This is a genomic window from Mesorhizobium sp. YL-MeA3-2017, from assembly GCF_030814575.1.
Lineage (GTDB): Bacteria > Pseudomonadota > Alphaproteobacteria > Rhizobiales > Rhizobiaceae > Mesorhizobium > Mesorhizobium terrae.
The window spans coordinates 5,271,921-5,290,493 of sequence record NZ_JAUSVH010000001.1 but is presented as its reverse complement, the minus strand read 5'-3'; the positions used below and the strand labels follow the sequence as shown (position 1 = coordinate 5,290,493).

General features: G+C 63.8%; 16 protein-coding genes and 1 pseudogene. 3 read left to right on the top strand and 14 right to left on the bottom strand.

From position 1 onward, the window contains the following. Positions 1-4: 4 nt before the first annotated feature. The 4 genes and pseudogenes from thrS to QFZ88_RS29595 all read right to left on the bottom strand — a co-directional run. Positions 5-1,981 carry a threonine--tRNA ligase gene (gene thrS / locus QFZ88_RS25045; protein WP_024924800.1) on the bottom strand — a complete coding sequence of 659 codons (1,977 nt, stop codon included), beginning with the start codon at positions 1,979-1,981 and terminating at the stop codon, positions 5-7. A 163-nt stretch (positions 1,982-2,144) separates the two neighbouring features. After that, entirely contained in the window at positions 2,145-2,546 is a 402-nt protein-coding gene (gene yidD, locus QFZ88_RS25040; RefSeq protein ID WP_024924799.1) for a membrane protein insertion efficiency factor YidD, read from the bottom strand. Positions 2,547-2,621: 75 nt separating this feature from the next. Beyond that, positions 2,622-2,993, bottom strand: coding sequence for a hypothetical protein (locus tag QFZ88_RS25035; RefSeq protein WP_024924798.1), 372 nt, complete (start codon positions 2,991-2,993; stop codon positions 2,622-2,624). A 103-nt stretch (positions 2,994-3,096) separates the two neighbouring features. Then, positions 3,097-3,360, bottom strand: a pseudogene (locus tag QFZ88_RS29595) (AraC family ligand binding domain-containing protein); the annotation flags it as partial. A gap of 176 nt (positions 3,361-3,536) precedes the next feature. Between QFZ88_RS29595 and soxR the strand changes: the two are divergent. Continuing rightward, positions 3,537-3,992, top strand: a complete 456-nt coding sequence (soxR, locus tag QFZ88_RS25030; RefSeq protein WP_024924797.1) for a redox-sensitive transcriptional activator SoxR — start codon at positions 3,537-3,539, stop codon at positions 3,990-3,992. Positions 3,993-4,024: 32 nt separating this feature from the next. On the opposite strand, the gene QFZ88_RS25025 is transcribed toward soxR, so the two are convergent. Beyond that, the gene (locus tag QFZ88_RS25025) at positions 4,025-4,150 is read right to left on the bottom strand and encodes a hypothetical protein (RefSeq protein ID WP_275040852.1); all 126 of its coding nucleotides are present in this window, start codon (positions 4,148-4,150) and stop codon (positions 4,025-4,027) included. Between the two features lie 109 nt (positions 4,151-4,259). Between QFZ88_RS25025 and QFZ88_RS25020 the strand changes: the two genes are divergently transcribed. Together QFZ88_RS25020 and QFZ88_RS25015 are read left to right on the top strand one after the other, a co-directional pair. Then, positions 4,260-5,246: a LysR substrate-binding domain-containing protein gene (locus QFZ88_RS25020; protein ID WP_024924796.1), complete on the top strand. Its 987-nt coding sequence runs from the start codon at positions 4,260-4,262 to the stop codon at positions 5,244-5,246. Positions 5,247-5,343: 97 nt separating this feature from the next. After that, positions 5,344-6,375, top strand: coding sequence for an LLM class flavin-dependent oxidoreductase (locus QFZ88_RS25015; RefSeq protein ID WP_024924795.1), 1,032 nt, complete (start codon positions 5,344-5,346; stop codon positions 6,373-6,375). Positions 6,376-6,481: 106 nt separating this feature from the next. Here QFZ88_RS25015 and QFZ88_RS25010 read toward each other — a convergent pair whose 3' ends face one another. The 9 genes from QFZ88_RS25010 to phoA all read right to left on the bottom strand — a co-directional run bounded on the left by QFZ88_RS25010 (position 6,482) and on the right by phoA (position 18,485). After that, the gene (locus tag QFZ88_RS25010; RefSeq protein ID WP_024924794.1) at positions 6,482-8,368 is read right to left on the bottom strand and encodes an MFS transporter; all 1,887 of its coding nucleotides are present in this window, start codon (positions 8,366-8,368) and stop codon (positions 6,482-6,484) included. A 195-nt stretch (positions 8,369-8,563) separates the two neighbouring features. Then, the gene (locus QFZ88_RS25005; protein ID WP_024924793.1) at positions 8,564-9,355 is read right to left on the bottom strand and encodes an ATP12 family chaperone protein; all 792 of its coding nucleotides are present in this window, start codon (positions 9,353-9,355) and stop codon (positions 8,564-8,566) included. A 14-nt stretch (positions 9,356-9,369) separates the two neighbouring features. Beyond that, positions 9,370-10,287, bottom strand: a complete 918-nt coding sequence (locus QFZ88_RS25000) for a DMT family transporter (RefSeq protein ID WP_024924792.1) — start codon at positions 10,285-10,287, stop codon at positions 9,370-9,372. Between the two features lie 101 nt (positions 10,288-10,388). Next, entirely contained in the window at positions 10,389-11,372 is a 984-nt protein-coding gene (locus tag QFZ88_RS24995; protein WP_024924791.1) for an RluA family pseudouridine synthase, read from the bottom strand. A 136-nt stretch (positions 11,373-11,508) separates the two neighbouring features. Further along, positions 11,509-11,889, bottom strand: coding sequence for a fluoride efflux transporter CrcB (crcB, locus tag QFZ88_RS24990; RefSeq protein ID WP_024924790.1), 381 nt, complete (start codon positions 11,887-11,889; stop codon positions 11,509-11,511). A gap of 28 nt (positions 11,890-11,917) precedes the next feature. After that, on the bottom strand, positions 11,918-12,745 hold the full coding sequence (locus QFZ88_RS24985; protein ID WP_024924789.1) for an aspartyl/asparaginyl beta-hydroxylase domain-containing protein: 828 nt from the start codon (positions 12,743-12,745) through the stop codon (positions 11,918-11,920). A gap of 212 nt (positions 12,746-12,957) precedes the next feature. Then, positions 12,958-14,268 (bottom strand): replication-associated recombination protein A, encoded by a 1,311-nt coding sequence (locus QFZ88_RS24980; RefSeq protein WP_024924788.1) that lies wholly within the window; start codon positions 14,266-14,268, stop codon positions 12,958-12,960. Between the two features lie 38 nt (positions 14,269-14,306). Then, positions 14,307-15,806, bottom strand: a complete 1,500-nt coding sequence (locus QFZ88_RS24975; RefSeq protein ID WP_024924787.1) for a DegQ family serine endoprotease — start codon at positions 15,804-15,806, stop codon at positions 14,307-14,309. A gap of 1,248 nt (positions 15,807-17,054) precedes the next feature. Then, positions 17,055-18,485 carry an alkaline phosphatase gene (gene phoA / locus QFZ88_RS24970; RefSeq protein WP_024924785.1) on the bottom strand — a complete coding sequence of 477 codons (1,431 nt, stop codon included), beginning with the start codon at positions 18,483-18,485 and terminating at the stop codon, positions 17,055-17,057. Positions 18,486-18,573: the final 88 nt, after the last annotated feature.

Genomic DNA, 18,573 nt, shown 5'->3' with positions numbered 1-18,573 from the left:
TGAGTCAGGCGAGCTTCTTGCGTTTCAGGTCGGGAGGCGTCGCCTCGTCCGCTAGCGCGGTCACCGCCTCGGCCAGCGTCAGCGACTGCTGGTCGCGTGAGCCCAGGCGGCGCACGTTGACGGTCTCTTCTTCCGCCTCGCGCTTGCCGCAGACGAGAATGACCGGAACCTTGGCCAGCGAATGCTCGCGAACCTTGTAGTTGATCTTCTCGTTGCGCAGATCGGCCTCGGCCGACAGCCCGGCCGCCTTGAGCCGTTCCACCACCTTTTCGGCATAGGCATCGGCTTCGGAGGTGATCGTCGCCACCACCACCTGCAACGGCGCGAACCAGAGCGGGAAATGGCCCGAATAGTTCTCGATCAGGATGCCGAGGAAGCGTTCCATCGAGCCGCAGATGGCGCGATGCACCATGACCGGCTGCTTCTTCTCGGAGTCCGAGCCGATGTAGAAAGCGCCGAAGCGCTCCGGCAGGTTGAAGTCGACCTGCGTGGTGCCGCACTGCCATTCGCGGCCGATCGCGTCCTTCAACACATATTCGAACTTCGGCCCGTAGAACGCGCCCTCGCCCGGATTGATCGACGTCTTGATGCGATTGCCGGATCGCTGCTGGATCGTCGCCAGCACCTTCGACATGATCTCCTCGGCGTGATCCCACGCCTCGTCGGAACCGACCCGCTTGTCGGGACGGGTCGACAGCTTCACGCTGATCTCATCGAAGCCGAAATCGGCATAGGTCGACAGGATCAGGTCGTTGATGCGCAGGCACTCGGCGGCGAGTTGCTCCTCGGTGCAGAAGATATGGGCGTCGTCCTGCGTGAAGCCGCGCACGCGCATCAGCCCGTGCAGTGCGCCCGACGGCTCGTAGCGATGCACATTGCCGAATTCAGCAAGCTTTACAGGCAGATCGCGGTAGGATTTCAGCCCGTGCTTGAAAATCTGCACGTGACCCGGGCAGTTCATCGGCTTCAGCGCGAAAACACGGTCGTCGTCGGTGTCGTCGCCGGCCACCGTCACCTTGAACATGGCATCGCGATACCAACCCCAGTGCCCGGAAGTCTCCCACAGGCTCTTGTCGAGCACCTGCGGAGCGTTGACTTCCTGATAGCCCTGTTCGCCCAGCCGACGGCGCATGTAAGAAACCAGGTTCTGGAACATCTTCCAGCCCTTGGCGTGCCAGAAGACGACGCCGGGGCCTTCCTCCTGGAAATGGAACAGGTCCATCTCGCGACCGAGCTTGCGATGGTCGCGCTTTTCCGCCTCCTCCAGCATGTGGATGTAGGCGTCGAGCTGCGCCTGGTCTGCCCAGGCGGTGCCGTAGATGCGCGTCAGCATCGGGTTGTTGGCGTCGCCGCGCCAATAAGCGCCGGCAACCTTCATCAGCTTGAAGGCGCTGCCGATCTGGCCGGTCGAGGCCATATGTGGACCGCGGCACAGGTCAAACCACTCGCCCTGGGCATAAATCTTGAGGTCCTGGTCCTCGGGGATCGCATCGATCAGCTCGAGCTTGTAGCTCTCGCCCTTGTCGCGGAATACCTTCTTGGCACGGTCGCGCGACCAGACTTCCTTGGTGAAGGGCCTGTTGCGCGCGATGATCTCGCGCATCTTCTTCTCGATCGTCGGAAAGTCCTCAGGCGTGAAGGGCTCGTTGCGCGCGAAATCGTAGTAGAAGCCGTTGTCGATGACGGGACCGATGGTGACCTGGGTGCCCGGCCACAATTCCTGCACGGCCTCTGCCAGCACATGGGCGGTGTCGTGGCGGATCAATTCCAGCGCGCGCGGGTCGTCGCGGGTGACGATCTCGACCTTGCCGGACTTGCCGAGCGGATCGGAAAGATCACACAACTGGCCATCGACGCTGTAGGCCACGGCCTTCTTGGCGAGCGACTTCGAGATCGACTCGGCCAGGCCTGCACCGGTCATCGCCGCGTCGTATTCGCGGACGGAACCATCAGGAAATGTCAGGGAAACGGAATTCAGCAACGTTCTTCTCCTATCCAGTCCCGCAAACGAACGCGGGTGGTTGATTGCCGGAAACGTCCGGCGGCGAGCGGTCTTTTAGGGGCAGATAGCGGCGTCGTAAAGCCGGAGTGTTGGCGATTGGCGCTTGCGGCAATGAAATGGCCCCTGCTGTCGCAGGGACGCTTCAGCCCTGCTCGCCGGCGTGCCGCTTGCCGACACGCCAAAAGCGCCAGAACGCCCACCAGTGGAGATCCGGCGCGAGCTTGACCGGCACGTTGTCGATGCCATGCGTGCCGCCGGGGCCGCAGCGCATGACCCTGAACAGCCCCATCCAGCCGCCGGCCCACAGGCCATGGCGGGCGATCGCCTCATAGGCGTATTCCGAACAGGTCGGCATGTGCCGGCATGAATTGCCGACGAAACCGGACAAGGTCAGTTGGTAGAACCGCACCAGGGCGGTGCCCGCCAGCCTGCCCGGCGTCCGGCGCCAGGGCCCGGCCCAGTTGCGGCCGCGTGGTGTGGACGCACCAACCTCGCCGTGCTGATGCCCGCATTCGCGGCCATGCCCGTCAGCGTCGTTGTTCATCGCCGGTATCGCGCTCGCCCAATCATCCGCTGTAGATGGCCCGACGCAGCGCGTTTCGCAACGGCTACACCGGTATCAACCGCGCCGGAACCCGACAAAACCTGGCGTGATGGTGACCGGCACGCCTTGTTCGATCAAGGACAGCAGGCCGAGTATCACCTCCTCGCTCGGCTGGCCATAGACGTCGAGCCGGCGCATGACGCAGCTTTCCATGACATCGCGGATGTGCGGATCGGCTATGCGCCAATGCTCCAGGATGGCTTCCGAACTCGGCATGATCTGCAAGCTGTGGGCGCGCATGGCCTCGTCATCGACAAAGGTCTCGACGACGAGTTGCGGTCCGTTCGCCTCGGCGAAGGCGACCGCCTTGCGAATAGCGTCCTTGAACTGCTCGAGCTTGCCCGGCAGGATATCGAAGGACGAGATCTGCACGATGCGTCGCGACATGGCTAACTCCGCACTCACTGAGCAGCCTCGGGTCGAGCCGCCTCGAGCAGCACCGCCTTGATGGCCGATTGACCTCGCCATAGGGTGACGAGGCGACATAGACCAGTTCCACATCCTCGATGGCGTTGAACGAGCCGGGCGTGCCGGCGGGCAGATAAAGCACTTCGCCCGGGCCTGCAGTCTGCCATTCGCCGCGGCTGGCGACGGTGCAGCGGCCTCTGGTGACGATCAGCACCTCGTCATATGCGAACTCGAAGTCGCTGGTTGCGCCCTTGGGTGCCCGCACGAAGCCGATCGCGCCAAGCTTGGAGAGCGGCACATCGTCCTCGTTGAGCACGTCGACCAGCTTCGTGCCGGACCATTCCATCCAGTCCCGCGCCCGATCGGCGACGAATTTCTGGATGTCGGGCGTGTTGGGAACCTGCTTGTCCACGGGAGTTTTCCTTCTTGCGGCGCCGTTAAATCGATCATTTGCGGCTCGATCGACGTGCTACAAGTTCAAGTCAACTTGAGGTCAAGCGAAAAATGTGGGACAAAGTTGGGATGGAACCGACACTCACCATCAACCAGTTGTCGCGCCGCAGCGGCGTGGCGGCATCGGCGCTTCGTTATTACGAGGAGCGCGGCCTGATCGCCTCCGAACGCATCGGCAAGGGCCACCGCCGCTTCACGCGCGCCACCTTGCGCCGCCTCGCCTTCATCGTCTTCGCGCAGCGGCTCGGTATGTCGCTGGCGGAAATCCATGACGAACTGGACAAGCTGCCGACCGACCATGTGCCGAAGGGAGGCGACTGGTCACTGTTATCCGGCCCGTGGTCGGCGCGGATCGACGAGCGCATCGCCGAGTTGCAGCGGCTGAAGACCGGTCTCGCCGAATGCATCAGTTGCGGCTGTCTCTCACTCGAACGATGCCGGCTGGTGAACCCGCATGACAAGGCCGGAGCCCTCGGCCCCGGCCCCAGATACTGGATCGGCGATCGGTCGTCGGACAACGGATAGCTCTATCGCCGCCATGCCGGCCAATCATGCGCCTACAGCCTGTCGTGGCGCTGCGGACGCCTGCGCACATAGGTGTCCTTGTCGTCCGGCCGGTGCTTCAAGTTCTGAAAAGTGGCGAGCGTCAGCGCATCGAGAAGCGCCTGGATGATCTGTGACATCACAATCACTCCGGTCTGGCAAATCGGTTTCATGACCGGAATCAACGCCTGCTGGCGCTTATGTTCAAACGAGTATATTTCTGCCTTCGAATAACCTGAGGTTATGCGAATGAAGCGCAGCCGCCTGCCCCTCACCGCCCTGCGATCCTTCGAGGTCGCCGGCCGTCACACGAGCTTCAGCCGCGCCGCCGAGGAACTGCACGTTTCGCAGGCGGCAATCAGCCGCCAAATCCGCGAACTGGAAACCACGCTGTCGACCCCGCTGTTCGAGCGCCTGCACCGCAAGGTGGTGCTGACCGAGACGGGCAAGGCCCTGCTCACGCAGTTGACCGCCAGTTTCGACGGCATCGAGAGAATGCTGGCCGATATCGCCGCACGCTGCCAGACCAAGACGGCCAGGGTGAGCTCCGACGCCTCGCTGGCCTCCTGCTGGCTGATCCCGCGGCTGGACCGCTTCCGGCGCGCCAATCCGGACATCGATGTGGTGCTGGACGTCGACCCTCGGCTGATCGAATTCCGCGCCGAGCAGGCCGAGCTGGCGTTGCGGTTCTCCTTCCACAACACCAGTTGGGCAAACAGCGAAGCGGAACGCCTCGCCTACGCCTATGAGACGCCGGTGGTGGCGCCGGTTCTGCTGGCAAACGGTGCGCCGATCGAAAAGCCGGGCGACCTGCGCCGCTTCACGCTTTTGCACGAGGAAAGCCGCGAACACTGGAAGAACTGGTTTCGCCTGGCCGGCGAAGAGGAGGCAGACGTGCGGGCTCCGGGTCCGATGTATGCCGACATGGCGCTGTCCAAGCAGGCGGCCTTGCTCGGCCATGGCGTCGCTTTGGTCGACCTTCTCTACATGCAGGACGAACTGGCCGCCGGCACGCTGATCAGGCCATTCGCCACCGAACTCAATTCCGGCGGTTATTTCCTCGTCGCCCGCAATCTGTCGAAGCTCAGCGAACCGGCCCGCATCTTCGCGGACTGGATACGGGCGGAGTTCGCGGCAAGCGTGGCGGCGCTGTCGTCAACCAAGGGTGAACGGTCCGTACTCGGCGCCGCAAGTGGGCATATTCCCTCCACTCGCCTATCTGAACCTTTGAATTGATCGTTCGCCGCTCCGCGCCGATGGTGCGTCTTGCCGAAGCGAACATCACCCGCCCTCCACCGGATCCCCTATCCGGCAACCAGAAATAGAGGTTTCCATGTCGAACACCGTCGAATTCGGGCTGGATACGTTTGGCGACGTCACCGCTGACGACGACGGCGCTCTGCTGCCGCAGGCCGAGGTCATCCGCAATGTCGTCGATGAGGCCGTGCTGGCCGATCAGCTCGGCATCGATTTCATCGGCGTCGGCGAGCACCACCGCAACGACTTCGCCGTTTCCACGCCCGAGACCGTATTGGCCGGCATCGCCACGCGCACGAACCGCATCAAGCTGGGCTCGGCGGTGACGGTGCTGAGTTCCGATGATCCGATCCGGGTCTTCCAGCGGTTTTCCACCGTGGATGCGCTGTCCAACGGCCGCGCCGAAGTCATCCTCGGGCGTGGCTCCTTCACCGAATCCTTCCCGCTGTTCGGTTTCCAGCTCAGCGACTATGAAACGCTGTTCACCGAAAAGCTCGACCTGTTCGCGGCGCTCCTGAAGGGCGAGCCGGTCAGCTGGCAGGGTTCGATCCGGCCGCCGCTCAAGGACCAGTCCGTCTATCCGCCGATCGAGACCGGCACGCTGAAGACATGGATCGGCGTCGGCGGCAGCCCGGAATCCGTCGTGCGTGCAGCGCGTTACAACCTGCCCTTGATGCTGGCCATCATCGGCGGCAACCCGCAGCGCTTCCGGCCTTATGTCGATCTCTATCACCAGGCGCTCGACCAGCTTGGCGGCGCAAAGCAGCCAATCGGCGTGCATTCGCCGGGCTATGTCGCCGATACCGACGAACAGGCGCGCGAGGAGCTTTGGCCGCATTACAAGAAGATGCACGACCGCATCGGCGGCGAACGCGGCTGGCCGCCGACCTCACGGGCCTCCTTCAATTCGGAGGCCGATCTCGGTTCGCTTTATGTCGGCTCGCCCGAAACGGTGGCGCGCAAGATAGCGGCGACCGTGAAGGGACTGGGGGCTTCGCGCTTCCAGATGAAATATTCGTCCGGCCCGCTGCCGCACGAGAAGATGATGCACTCCATCGAACTTTACGGCTCGAAGGTCATACCGATGGTGCGCGATCTCATCGCGTAAGAAGTCCGTGATTTCAGCCTCATAGGCAAGCAGGCTGACAGTCCGATTCAAGCAGAAAGCCCGGCGCGGTTTCCCGCGCCGGGCTTTCTTTTGACGAAGCGAATGCTCAATCCTTGGCGTTCAGATCGGTGCCCAGCGTATCCTTGACGAAGAGCGTGCCGATGATGAGCGACATGGCCGCGAACACGATCGGGTACCAGAGGCCGTAATAGATATCGCCCTTGGCCGCACTGAGCGCGAACACGGTTGCCGGAAGCAGACCGCCGAACCAGCCATTGCCGATGTGATAAGGCAGCGACATGCCGGTGTAGCGGATGCGGGTCGGGAACATCTCGACCAGGATCGCCGCGATCGGCCCGTACACCATCGTCACATAGAGGACGAGGATGAACAGGATGCCGATGACCATCGGCCAGTTCACGGCTGCGGGGTCAGCCACCATCGAGAAGGCGCCGGCGGCAGGAACGCTGTAGACGGTGACGTCAGCGGCACTGCCGGCCTCTTCCTGCGTGATCAGCTTGTCCTTCACCGCCTGGGCGGCCGGAACGGCGGTCTTCTCGCCGCCGCGAATGGCGGCAGCGTCGAGCTTCAGCTCCGGATTGGCCGTCACGAAGGCGTCCAGCTTCTGGTCCGCCACCTTGGCGGCGGCACGCACCAGCGGATAGCCGCCGTCGTGCAGGGCGATGTTCACCGCCTTCGAGAAGGCGCCGTCCTTGGCCTTGGCCTGATCGCCGGCGGCGACGGCGTCGTAGGATTCGACCGTCTCCTTGCCGATCTTGACCGTGGCCGCGGTGCCCGGTGCGGCCGTGGTCACGACGTCATACGGAACCGAGTTCTTGGTAAGGAACGAGGTTGCGATGTCGCAGGATGTCGTGAACTTTGCCGTGCCCACCGGGTTGAACTGGAACTTGCAGTCGCCCGGAGCGGCGGTCACCGTCGCCCGTGTGTTCTGCTGTGCGGTGGCCAGCGCCGGATTGGCGGCCCAGGTCAACGCCTTGAACAGCGGGAAGTAGGTGACGATGGCGAGCGCCAGGCCAGCCATGATGATCGGCTTGCGGCCGATCTTGTCGGACAGCCAGCCGAACACGACGAAGAAGATGGAGCCCAGCGCCAGCGCGATAGCGATCATGATGTTGACCGAGTAGGCGTCGACCTTGAGCACGTTCTGCAGGAAGAACAGTGCGTAGAACTGGCCGGAATACCAGACAACGGCCTGGCCGGCGGTGAGGCCGAACAAAGCGAGAAGCGCGATCTTGGCGTTCTTCCACTGGCCGAAGGCTTCCGACAGCGGCGCCTTGGAGCCCTTGCCCTCTTCCTTCATGCGCTGGAAGGTCGGCGATTCCGACAGCGAAAGCCGGATCCACACCGAAATGCCGAGCAGGACGAAGGACAGGATGAACGGAACGCGCCAGCCCCAAGCGGCGAAGGCTTCCTTGCCGAGCCAGCTCTGCACGATCAGGATGACGATCAGCGACAGGAACAGGCCAAGCGTCGCCGTGGTCTGGATCCACGAGGTGTAGTAGCCACGACGATCGTCGGGCGCGTGCTCGGCGACATAAGTCGCGGCACCGCCATATTCACCGCCGAGCGCCAGGCCTTGCAGCATGCGCAGTGCGATCAGGATGACAGGCGCCGCGATGCCCCATGTTGCCGCTCCAGGGAGAATACCGACCAGGAAAGTCGACAGGCCCATGATGAGGATGGTGACCAGGAAGGTGTATTTGCGGCCGACGAGGTCGCCGATGCGGCCGAAGACCAGCGCGCCGAACGGGCGCACCAGGAAGCCGGCGGCAAACGCCAGCAGCGCGAAGATGTTGCGGGTCGCTTCCGGATATTGCGTGAAGAAGGTGGCGCCGATGAAGGCGGCCAGCGATCCGTAGAGATAGAAATCGTACCATTCGAAGACGGTGCCGAGCGACGAGGCGAAGATGACCTTCTTCTCCTCCCGCGTCATGCCGCGGCCTGTCCTGCCGGCGGTCTGTGCCATTGCCATGAGTGTTCCTCCCAAATGCCCTCGATGCCGGGGGATCGACGCCCGCACCCTCCTCCGGATACGGACTCAAACCGGCTATCGGCACGGAATCTGACAGAAAGCGCCTGTCCTGAGGACCGAGCAATTGGGATTATGACTTTGGTCTAATATGCGCGGCTGGCGCTGCCCTGCCCCGCAAGGAACAGGCGGAACGTGCTATCCGCCCAGCGCTTCAAGCAAGGCCACCGCCGCCATCATGTCGCGATGGCGGAAGGCGCGGCGCGCGACCGCTTCCGAATCCTGGCCCCAATGCTCGATCTGCCAGTCCTCGTCGACGTGGCCTGCCGTCCATGCCGTCTCGCCGGTCAATTCGCCGGCATCGACCGCCAGCGCCAGCAGCGCCGATCCGGTGATCGAGGTCATGACGTGGATAGCTGCCAGCCGGAACGGGTCGTTGCGGCGGGCAAGATGGGCACCGAGGACAGCGATCGATTCCCGCGGCTGTTCGACATGGATGACGCCTTCGGCCAGTTCGAAGCGGGCGCCGAGCGATGAACGCGCCCAGTCGATCACCGGGTCCCAATGCACGTTCTGGCGGTCGACCAGGCCCTGCGGGCTGTCGGCGCGGTAGCACAGCAGATCGGACGAGGCGAAGCGCAGAACATCTTCCAGCACCGCCTGCGGGTCGGAGGCAACGCCGTCGATGGCGGTGTTGACCAGCCGCAGCACCGGCATCGTCACCGGATCGATCGTCTCGGCCTGTGCCTCGAACTCCGCCGCAACGAGTGCCGCCGCCTTTTCGGTCGGCAGCGCCAGCAATGCCTTGCCTGGCGTGCGCACCGACTTGCCGTCGAGATGGACGGCGAATGCATTCTCGACCGGCACGACCGAGGCGGCGGTGTAGAAGCGCTTCGGCAGCGGCGTCTTCATCTGGATCTGGGCGCGGCGCACCGGGTCCGGGTCGGAAAGCTGTTTGCCAGCCTCGAGATCGCTCAGAATGTCGCGCATTGCCTATCCATCTTCTACGTCGTCTTCAGCCGCCTTGGCCGGTTGACGATGCTCAGTCCCGCGCCGATCAGGCCGAGCGCCAGAAAGATCTTCCAGGTCAGCGGTTCGCCGAGGATCAGCCAGCCGCATATGACACTGAATGCAGGCGACAGGAAGGTGAAACTCGACAGCCCCGCCGCTGGATAACGCCGCATCAGCCAGAACCAGACGATATAGGTGATGGCAACGACATAAACGGCCTGGAACAGCAGCGCGCCGGTGGCCAGCGGCGTCACGTCGCGCAGCGCCGGGCCGGCCAGCGGCACCAGCGGGATCGCCATCAACGCGGAAACCACGAGCTGATAGAGCAGAACCTTCTCGGCGCCGGCCGTCTGCAGCTTCGAGCGCTTGATAACCAGCGTGGTCAGTGCCCAGAACAGCCCCGCCGCGAGGCTGAGCAGATCGCCGGTCATGGTCGAAGGGCCGGCGGCGCCCAGCCGGTCGGAAAAGATCACCACCACCCCGCAGAAGGCCAGCGCGAGGCCGAGCAATTTCTGCAGGGTCATGCGCTCGCCCAGCCAGAAATGCGCGCCGACCAGCACCCAGAACGGCATTGTGTTGACCAGCAAGGAGTTCCGCGCCACCGTCGTGTATTCCAGCGCCACGAAAACGAGGCAGAACTCGGCGCCGAACAGCAGGCCGGCCAGGATGCCGCCCCACAACGTGCCGTCCTTCTCGAACAGCCGGATGCCACGGAAGCGGCACCACAGGAAAACCAGCACGCAGGCAATCGCCGAGCGCGCCACGTTCAGGAAGATCGGGTTGTAGCCGGTGTTGGTGAGCTTGGCAGCGACGCCGTTCAGCCCCCAGGAGAAGGTCAGCGCCAGCATGAAAACCACCGCGGCGGTGTCGATGGCGTCGCGGCGGTCCAGACTATGGCTCGCAGTGCTCATTCCCATCCTCCGCGCCGGCTTCAATCAGCCAGTTCCCTACAGGACGTGGGTGCTCGCGGCATGATCCAAGGCAAGCGGAGCGGTGGTTCACCGCCCTACGGTTAGTCCTCGGCGCTTGCCTCGTCAAAGCCGAGCAGGTTCCAGCTCTGGCGCATATGCGGCGGCATCGGCGCGGTCACGTCGACGAAGCCCTTGTCGGGATGCGGGATGACGATGCGGCGGGCGTGCAGATGCAGGCGGTTTTGCATGCCGCCTGGGAAATCCCAATTGGTATCGGCTTCGAAATATTTCGGATCGCCGATGATGGGACAGCCGATATGGGCGGCGTGCACGCGCAGCTGATGGGTGCGGCCGGTGTAAGGCTCCATCTCAAGCCAGGACAATGATTGCGCCGCCTGCTCGACCACCCGGTAATAAGAGACCGCGTGGTCGGCGCCCTTCTCGCCATGCTTGGCGACGCGGACACGGTCGCCGTCGGGTGTCGGTTCCTTGACCAGCCAGGTCGAGATCTTGTCCTCGCGCTTCGGCGGCACGCCCTTCACCAGCGCCCAATAGGTCTTCTTGGTCTCGCGGGCGCGAAAAGCTTCCGACAGCTTCATGGCAGCGAGCCGCGTGCGCGCAATGACCAGTACGCCGGACGTATCACGGTCCAGCCGATGCACCAGGCGCGGCTTCTCGCCCTTCTTGTTGCGCCAGGCCTCCAGCATGTCGTCGACATTGCGGGTCACGCCGGAACCGCCCTGCACGGCAAGACCCGCCGGCTTGTTGAAGACGAAGACCTTGTCGTCTTCGTGCAGCAGCATTTTCTTGAGTACGTCCGCATCGTCCTGATTGCGGATCGAGTAGCCGGTGAGCTGGTCGGCGCCACCCTTCTTGTCGACATCCAGCGGCGGAATGCGGATCACCTGCCCCGGCTCGACGCGGGTGTCGGTCTTGGCGCGGGCGCCGTTGACGCGCACCTGGCCGGAGCGCAGCAGCTTTTGCAACTGCACAAAGCTCAATCCGGGATAGTGGCTCTTGAACCAGCGATCGAGGCGCATGCCTGTTTCGCCGGCTTCCACCGTGATCTGTTCGACGCCTGCCATGGGTCCGCCTTTATTCTTCGAAGCGCGCCAATAGCACTACTGCATCGGCCCGAAAATCGGAATCGATTTTCGGGCCGATGCAGCAGATTCAACATGTTAGAGCGTCCTTTGCGCGTCCAATTGGACGCGCGGCGCTCTAAGGCAGCGTTCTTACGAGCCAAAGCCCGAGGAACAGCGCCAGAATCGCGCCAACGACACTGGCCAGCGCATAACCCAGCGCCGTCAACGCCGCACCGCGCTCCCACAGCGTGGCGAAATCCAGCGAAAAGGCGGAGAAGGTGGTGAAGCCGCCGAGGATGCCGGTGGCGACGAACAGGCGCAATTCCGAGGAAGCGCCGCCGTAGCGGCGCGACAGCGTGGCGATGAAGGCCCCCATGACGAAGGAGCCGATGATGTTGATGACCATCGTGCCCCAGGGAAAATTGGGGCCGACAAGCCTGAGCGCGCCAAGATTGAAGAGATGGCGGATGCCGGCGCCGATCGCGCCGCCAACCGCCACGAGGAGAAGATGAAGCATCGCCCTCTTCCGTGTCGCCGGTCGCGATTTACGCCTCGGCCTTCTTGCCCTTGTTGGACGAGATCATCTTCCAGTTCTTGTAGAACATGGAGTTGATGCGCTCGACGCTCATCGAAACAATCTTCAGCAGCGCCGCAACCACGCCCGGCACCGGGGACGGGCGGATGACGTCCATGAACACGCAGTAGCGGCGGCCGTCATACTCGTTGACCGAGCGGTGCAGCAGCGTGTCGTCGAAGATGTACATCGGATTGTCGTGCCAGTAGTTCCTGGCATCCTGGCATTCGACGAAGATCTCGGCGTTGACCGGGATCAGGTTGTACAGCACGCGCAAGGAGAGCCGCAGCGGCCCGAAATGCCAGGAGGTCGATTCCCGTCCCGAGAACACCGAAACGGCGATGGTCTTCACATATTTGAAGTCCTTGTTGAACTCCGGAACGTTGTCGATCTTGTGCTTGCCGTACCACTGGTAGACATACATGCCGCGCCGGCCGGTGCCGAAATTGGCGTCGATGTCAGCGATGATCTCGTTGCGGCGCTCCTTGAAAACGTCGAGCACCTCGTTGACTTCGCGCTGATAATCGGCCGGAAACTGCTCCAGCTTCCACACGCCCCAGTTCTTGTAGGAAATCAGGTCGACCAGCAGGTTGAACGGCGACAGCAGCCAGGTGAACATGCCGTTGCCGGTGAAATAGAGGCTGAACAGCCGCTGGTCTTTCTTCTTGTTGCGCAGCACGTCGATAAGGCCGCAGACGAGCCAGATCAGCGTGATGATGGGAATGAAATAGAAGCCGACCCCCAAAATCACCACGGCGATGGCGGCTTTGCGGATTGCCTTGCGTTGATCTTTGGTCATATCGAGCCTGGCGCCGGGCGCCACCCTTTTTGAGAGTTCGCCGCGCCCTCGGCAGCGACGCATTTACCCCAGTGTCGGCTGCATAAGCTTATTCACGATTGCGCACAAGACGGACGCCGGGTCAGTTCCTGTGAACGAGGACATAAAGCGGAGTAAAAAGGTCATTATTTTGGAAGACACCAGCAATATGGGCTGATGCCGAGAAACCGGCCCTAGCCGCCGCGCTCCTTCCTCAGCTTCGACCAGTATTCCAGCCGTTTCCTGATCTCGCGCTCGAAGCCGCGTTCGGGCGGGTCGTAGAAGGTCTGGCGGCCCATCTTTTCGGGGAAATAATCCTGGCCGGAAAAGGCGTCCGGCTCGTCGTGGTCGTAACGATAGCCGGCGCCGTAACTCTCTTCCTTCATCAGCTTGGTCGGCGCGTTGAGGATATGCTTAGGCGGTAACAGCGAGCCGTTCTCCTTGGCGGCGCGGGTCGCCGCCTTGAAGGCGTTGTAGACGGCGTTCGATTTCGGCGCGGTGGCCAGATAGACGCAGGCCTGCGCAAACGCCAGTTCACCCTCGGGCGAGCCGAGATAATCGTAGGCATCCTTGGCGGCATTGGCGACGACCAGCGCCTGCGGGTCGGCCAGGCCGATGTCTTCCACCGCCATGCGCACCAGCCGACGGCCGAGATAGAGCGGGTCCTCGCCGGCGTCGAACATGCGCGCCAGATAATAGAGCGCGGCGTCGGGATCGGAGCCGCGCACGGATTTGTGCAGGGCAGAGATCAGATTGTAGTGGCCGTCCTGTCCCTTGTCGTAGATGGGCGCGCGGCGCTGCACCACCTCCTGCAGGCCGGTGGGATCGAAGATTTCGCCCGGCTTCGCGGCCCGCCAGACTTCCTCGGCGAGCGTCAGCGCGGCGCGGCCGTCACCGTCGGCCATGCGCACCAGGGTCGCCCTCGCCTCCTCATCCAGCGGCAGCGGCTTGCCTTCCGTCTGCTCGGCGCGGTCGAGCAGCCTGGCGATGCTGTCTTCGCCAAGTGACTGGAACACCAGCACGCGCGAACGCGACAACAGAGCGGCGTTGAGCTCGAAGGACGGGTTTTCCGTGGTGGCGCCGACCAGAATGACGGTGCCGTCTTCCATCACCGGCAGGAAACTGTCCTGCTGGGCGCGGTTGAAACGATGGATCTCGTCGACGAACAGCAAAGTCTGGCGGCCATTGGTGCGGCGCAGGCGCGCCGTCTCGAACACCTTCTTCAGGTCGGCTACGCCGGAGAAGATCGCCGATATCTGTTCGAAGGCAAGGCTGGTCTCGCCGGCCAGGAGCCTCGCCACCGTGGTCTTGCCGGTGCCGGGCGGGCCCCAGAAGATCATCGAGCCCAGCGTGCCGGAGGCGATCATGCGCGAGAGGGCGCCGTCGGGCCCGGTCAGCTGTTCCTGACCGACGACTTCGGCAAGCGATCGCGGCCGCAGCCGGTCGGCCAATGGCCGGCCCGGCGGCGCCTTTTGCGGTTCAGCGGTTCCGAACAGATCGGCCATGGGGCCATTTCACAGTGCTGGGGTCAGGAACGCAACACTCAGTAACGCAACACCTGGCGCAGCGTCTGGCCGCCGCGCTCGACGGTGAAACGCCACCAGCGCGTGTTCTGCAGCGCTGCTTCTTCCAGCTTCTTGGCGCTGTCGATGGTGACGCCGTTGACCTCGCGCACGATGTCGCCCGGCTGGAAGCCGAAATCCGCCGCCGGCGAGGTGCGCTCGATATCGACCACAGCTACGCCCTTGACGTCGGTGCGGATGCCGAGACGCTGCGCCAGCCGCGGCGACAGATCGGCCACCCGCGCGCCGGCGAAGGGGCTGCGGCCACGCAACATCAGCTCGGCGGTCTTCAGGCCTTCGGGCGCGCGTTCGAGCGCGATGGCGATCTGCTGCTGCTGGCCCTTGGTGAGCACGCCGAAGGTGGCGTTCGAGCCGATCGACAGCGTCGCCATGCGGTAATCCAGCGCCTCGATGCCTTCGACCACGGTGCCGTTCAGCGTCTGCACGACATCGCCCGGCTTCAGGCCGGCCTTGGCGGCCGGGCCGCCGTCGGCGACGGAGGAAACCAGAGCGCCGGTCGCCTTCTGCATGCCGAGCGATTCGGCGATCTGCGGCGTCACCGCCTCGAACTCGGCGCCGATATAGGGCCGCTCGAAGAAATCGCTGCCGGACTTGGCGGCCTCGGCGAAGGCGCGCACCATGTTGGCGGGAATGGCGAAGCCGATGCCGATCGAGCCGCCGCTGCGGCTGTAGATGGCGGTGTTGATGCCGACCAGCTGGCCGCCCATGTTGATCAACGCGCCGCCGGAATTGCCGGGATTGATGGCGGCGTCCGTCTGGATGAAATAGCCGGAATCCGAAATGCCGATATGGCTGCGGGCAAGCGCGGAGACGATGCCGGAGGTGGTGGTCTGGCCAACGCCGAACGGGTTGCCGATGGCCAGCACCAGATCGCCGACCTCGAGCGCGTCGGAATCGCCGATGGCGATGACCGGGAACGGCTTGTCGCCCTCGATCTTGAGCACGGCGAGATCGAGCGATTCGTCCTTGAGCATCACCTTGGAGGTGAATTCGCGCCCGTCGGCCAGCGCCACCTTGACCTCGTCGGCGCCCTTGATGACGTGGTAGTTGGTGACGATGACGCCGGTCGGGTCGACCAGCACGCCGGAGCCCAGCGACGACTGCGCGCGCGGCATCGAGCGGCCGAAGAACTCCTCGAAGAAGGGATCGCCGTCGAACGGCGACGTCACCTTGGCGGTCTGCGAGGCATAGACATTGACCACGGCGGGCGCGGTCTGCTTGACCAGCGGCGCGAAGGACAGCTGCACTTCCTCGCGGCCGAACGGCACGCGCTTGTCCGGGCCAGCGGTGTTGTTGCCCTCGACGCCATGGAGAAGGTCGGTCAGCACGTCGGACAGGCCGGGCTCGTTCTTGGTGGCCGGCGGCGTGGCTTCCTGCGCCACCGCGCGACCGGCGACAAAATTGGCCGTCAGCGCCACAAAGGCGCAAAACAGAATGAGAGACAGCCGCTTAGAACGCATACCGAATCCTCCGAACAAGTTCCGCGCCATTGTCGCGAGGAATGTGCAATTTGAAAGGCCGTAGCGACAATTGCCAAATTTGTCGATGGTTGGCGCGACGCGCTGTTTTTTGACGGCGCCATTTCAGCGCGTCAGTCCAGGCAATACGGACTGTTCAGGACGAGGACCGGGCCGTGCTCGACGACGGTGCGGCCAATGGGTTCCGGCTCTCGCTATGCTCGGCCGGAATGACGGCGTGGTTGCCGCCTTCATCCTGTTTCAGGCCTTCAGAGGGATGTGACGGGGCGGCTTCTCAAGCGTTCGTCATTCCGGGCCAGCGAGGCGAAGCCGAGCGCCGACCCGGAACCCATTGAGCAGCGCGGCCGGGACCTGGGTTCGCGCGGACAGCCGTGAAACACGCGGCGCCGGTCCGGCTGCGTGAACGGTTCAGGACGAGGACCGGGCCGTGCTCGACGATGAAGCGGCCAATGGGTTCCGGCTCTCGCTGCGCTCGGCCGGAATGACGGCGGCGGTACAGTCGCGTCGACGCATAGTAGCGTTGATACACTTCTTCATCGCCACGCTGCGGAAATCCGCCCTGGCCATTGTCAAAAAACACTCCCTTGCGGGAGGTGGGAAGCGGGGCGCCGGGTCGGTGCCTCTCTGTAATAGTACGTGGCGCCTTCCGGGCGCCCCGCCAGTGTTCTTGCCCCGGACCGACCTCGCCGTCCTTCGCGACGGCAGACTTCGGGCCTCAAAGCCGCCATTTGCGGCGGCCGGGTTTTTCCAGGGCCCGGACTTAGGGCTCGTCACCAGACAGCGCCACCGTTAGCGCTGCCAGTCCGGCACCGGCGCCCTCCCTGATACCCGGTGCGCACCAGGTTCCCGTGAGGGCGATGGGCTGATTGTGGCGTGTGCCTCGATCATGTGGGCAAATCCGCGCGCGGTTTTCGTGCGGTTTGCGACAAGGGATTGAAAGGACAACGTACTTTCTTTGAGCTTGCGCCTTCCTCCACGCATTCAATCCACATCTTGCACCGCGCCGAGGCGTCAGCGTTCCGGTATGGATTCCCGACACGCTCCGCTCGTGCCTCGCTCACGCGGTCGGGAATGACGAGGCTTCACGGTCCTGCCCTGCGAGAAAGCTTCGCTGCCCTGCCCTGTGCCGAAGCTTCGCTGTCCTGCCCCGTATCCACATGAACGGGCACTAGACGGCGACGCCCCGCCCTTCCGGATCGGGAAGGACGGGGCGCCGGGGGTCGAGGATCGTCAGTTGCCGAGCTTCAGCGCATCGCGGATGGTGAAGAACATGTCGGTCTGGTCGGTAAGGCCGGCGAAATTGGCGGCGCGCGGACCGAAGGCGGCGACGCGCAGCTGCGCGCCGGTGTGTTCCTGCGAATCGCCTTCTGAATTGCCGTAGCTGACCGACATCACCGAGCCGTCCTTGGTCTTCAGCGCCTGGGTGAGGCCGGGCGCCTTGGTGTCGTTCGGGATGATCTGGCTGGCATGGGCGTGGTCGGCGGTGACGATCACCAGCGTCTTGCCGTCGGTCTTGGCGAAGTCGAGCGCGGCCTGGACGGCCTCGTCGAGATCGACCGTCTCGCCGATCTGGCCGCAGGGGTTGGCCTCATGATCCTGCTTGTCGATCGACGCACCCTCCACTTGCAGGAAAAAACCCTTTTCGTTGGTCTTGAGCAGGTCGATGGCCTTCTTGGTCATGGCGGCGAGCGTCGGCACGGCGGCGGTGCGGTCGGCGTTCGGCTCGCAGGTCACCGCTTCCTTTTCGATGTTGCCGTAGCGGCTGGCCTTCGGCCCCTTCCAGCGCACCGGCATGTTGCCTTCCGAGAACAGGCCGAGCACCGGCTTGTCGTTGCCGGCGGCGCTAAGGGCGTTGAGCTCGTCGGCCGTCCTGACGATTTGGAAGCCGCGTTCCTTGGCCTGGTCGAACAGCGTCTTGTCCTTCCAGTCGCCGGCGCGGGCGGTTTCGCCAAAGCTCTTGGCGCCGCCGCCCAGAACGACATCGGCACGGGTGTTCAAAAGCTGTTCGGAAATCGAGCCGAGGCCGCCATTCTCGAGCGCGTTGGTCGGGCACTTCTCGGCGGTCGCCGACGGGCCGTAGCACTTGCGCTGGGTGACATGCGCCACCTGCACGGCCGGCGTGGCATCCTGGATCTCGGCGGTCGAGACGTTGCCGGTGCCGATGCCGGCAGCCTTGGCCAGCTCGATCAGCGTCTTGTGCGGCTTCTCGTGGATGTCGACGCCGACGGCGTTGTTATAGGTCTTCACGCCGCTGGCCCAGGCGGTGCCGGAAGCGGCCGAGTCGGTCACATAGTCCGGCTTGCCGGTCTTCTTGTCCAGCGCATAGTGGGTGTACTGGCCGGTGACGGGCAGCGCGTCGATGCCCTTGAAGAAGCCGCTGGCGCCTTCGGCATAGTTGCGCGCCACGGTGATCTCGGAATCGCCCATGCCGTCGCCGATCAGCAGGATGACGTTCTTCACCTCGCCATTGTTGATGAACTTCTGCAGCTCGGCGGTGACTTCGCCGGTCAGGCGGCGCGCGCCGCCATGCAGGGTAATGTCGCCCTTGGCCCCGCGTTCGAGGAAGGCATCGGCGGCGCCCTGCCCGTAGACGGCGCCGGAAACAAGCAGCGTGGACAGTGCCGCGGTGGCCAAAAGCGAGTGCCGAACGAGTTTGGTCATATCCCTGATCCCTCAAAACGATGATAGCGGAGCCGCGGACCGGCCCTGAAGTCGTTTTGTTGGAAAGCCATGACCCTGGCATGACAGG

What these genes read in the sequence shown, in the direction of transcription:
- QFZ88_RS25010 (WP_024924794.1), bottom strand. Translation starts at nt 8,368, where the DNA reads ATGGCAATGGCACAGACCGCCGGCAGGACAGGCCGCGGCATGACGCGG.
- QFZ88_RS25035 (WP_024924798.1), bottom strand. Translation starts at nt 2,993, where the DNA reads ATGTCGCGACGCATCGTGCAGATCTCGTCCTTCGATATCCTGCCGGGC.
- QFZ88_RS24980 (WP_024924788.1), bottom strand. Translation starts at nt 14,268, where the DNA reads ATGGCCGATCTGTTCGGAACCGCTGAACCGCAAAAGGCGCCGCCGGGC.
- crcB (WP_024924790.1), bottom strand. Translation starts at nt 11,889, where the DNA reads ATGCTTCATCTTCTCCTCGTGGCGGTTGGCGGCGCGATCGGCGCCGGC.
- yidD (WP_024924799.1), bottom strand. Translation starts at nt 2,546, where the DNA reads ATGAACAACGACGCTGACGGGCATGGCCGCGAATGCGGGCATCAGCAC.
- QFZ88_RS25005 (WP_024924793.1), bottom strand. Translation starts at nt 9,355, where the DNA reads ATGCGCGACATTCTGAGCGATCTCGAGGCTGGCAAACAGCTTTCCGAC.
- QFZ88_RS24985 (WP_024924789.1), bottom strand. Translation starts at nt 12,745, where the DNA reads ATGACCAAAGATCAACGCAAGGCAATCCGCAAAGCCGCCATCGCCGTG.
- QFZ88_RS25015 (WP_024924795.1), top strand. Translation starts at nt 5,344, where the DNA reads ATGTCGAACACCGTCGAATTCGGGCTGGATACGTTTGGCGACGTCACC.
- phoA (WP_024924785.1), bottom strand. Translation starts at nt 18,485, where the DNA reads ATGACCAAACTCGTTCGGCACTCGCTTTTGGCCACCGCGGCACTGTCC.
- QFZ88_RS24995 (WP_024924791.1), bottom strand. Translation starts at nt 11,372, where the DNA reads ATGGCAGGCGTCGAACAGATCACGGTGGAAGCCGGCGAAACAGGCATG.
- soxR (WP_024924797.1), top strand. Translation starts at nt 3,537, where the DNA reads ATGGAACCGACACTCACCATCAACCAGTTGTCGCGCCGCAGCGGCGTG.
- QFZ88_RS25020 (WP_024924796.1), top strand. Translation starts at nt 4,260, where the DNA reads ATGAAGCGCAGCCGCCTGCCCCTCACCGCCCTGCGATCCTTCGAGGTC.
- QFZ88_RS25025 (WP_275040852.1), bottom strand. Translation starts at nt 4,150, where the DNA reads ATGTCACAGATCATCCAGGCGCTTCTCGATGCGCTGACGCTCGCCACT.
- QFZ88_RS24975 (WP_024924787.1), bottom strand. Translation starts at nt 15,806, where the DNA reads ATGCGTTCTAAGCGGCTGTCTCTCATTCTGTTTTGCGCCTTTGTGGCG.
- QFZ88_RS25000 (WP_024924792.1), bottom strand. Translation starts at nt 10,287, where the DNA reads ATGAGCACTGCGAGCCATAGTCTGGACCGCCGCGACGCCATCGACACC.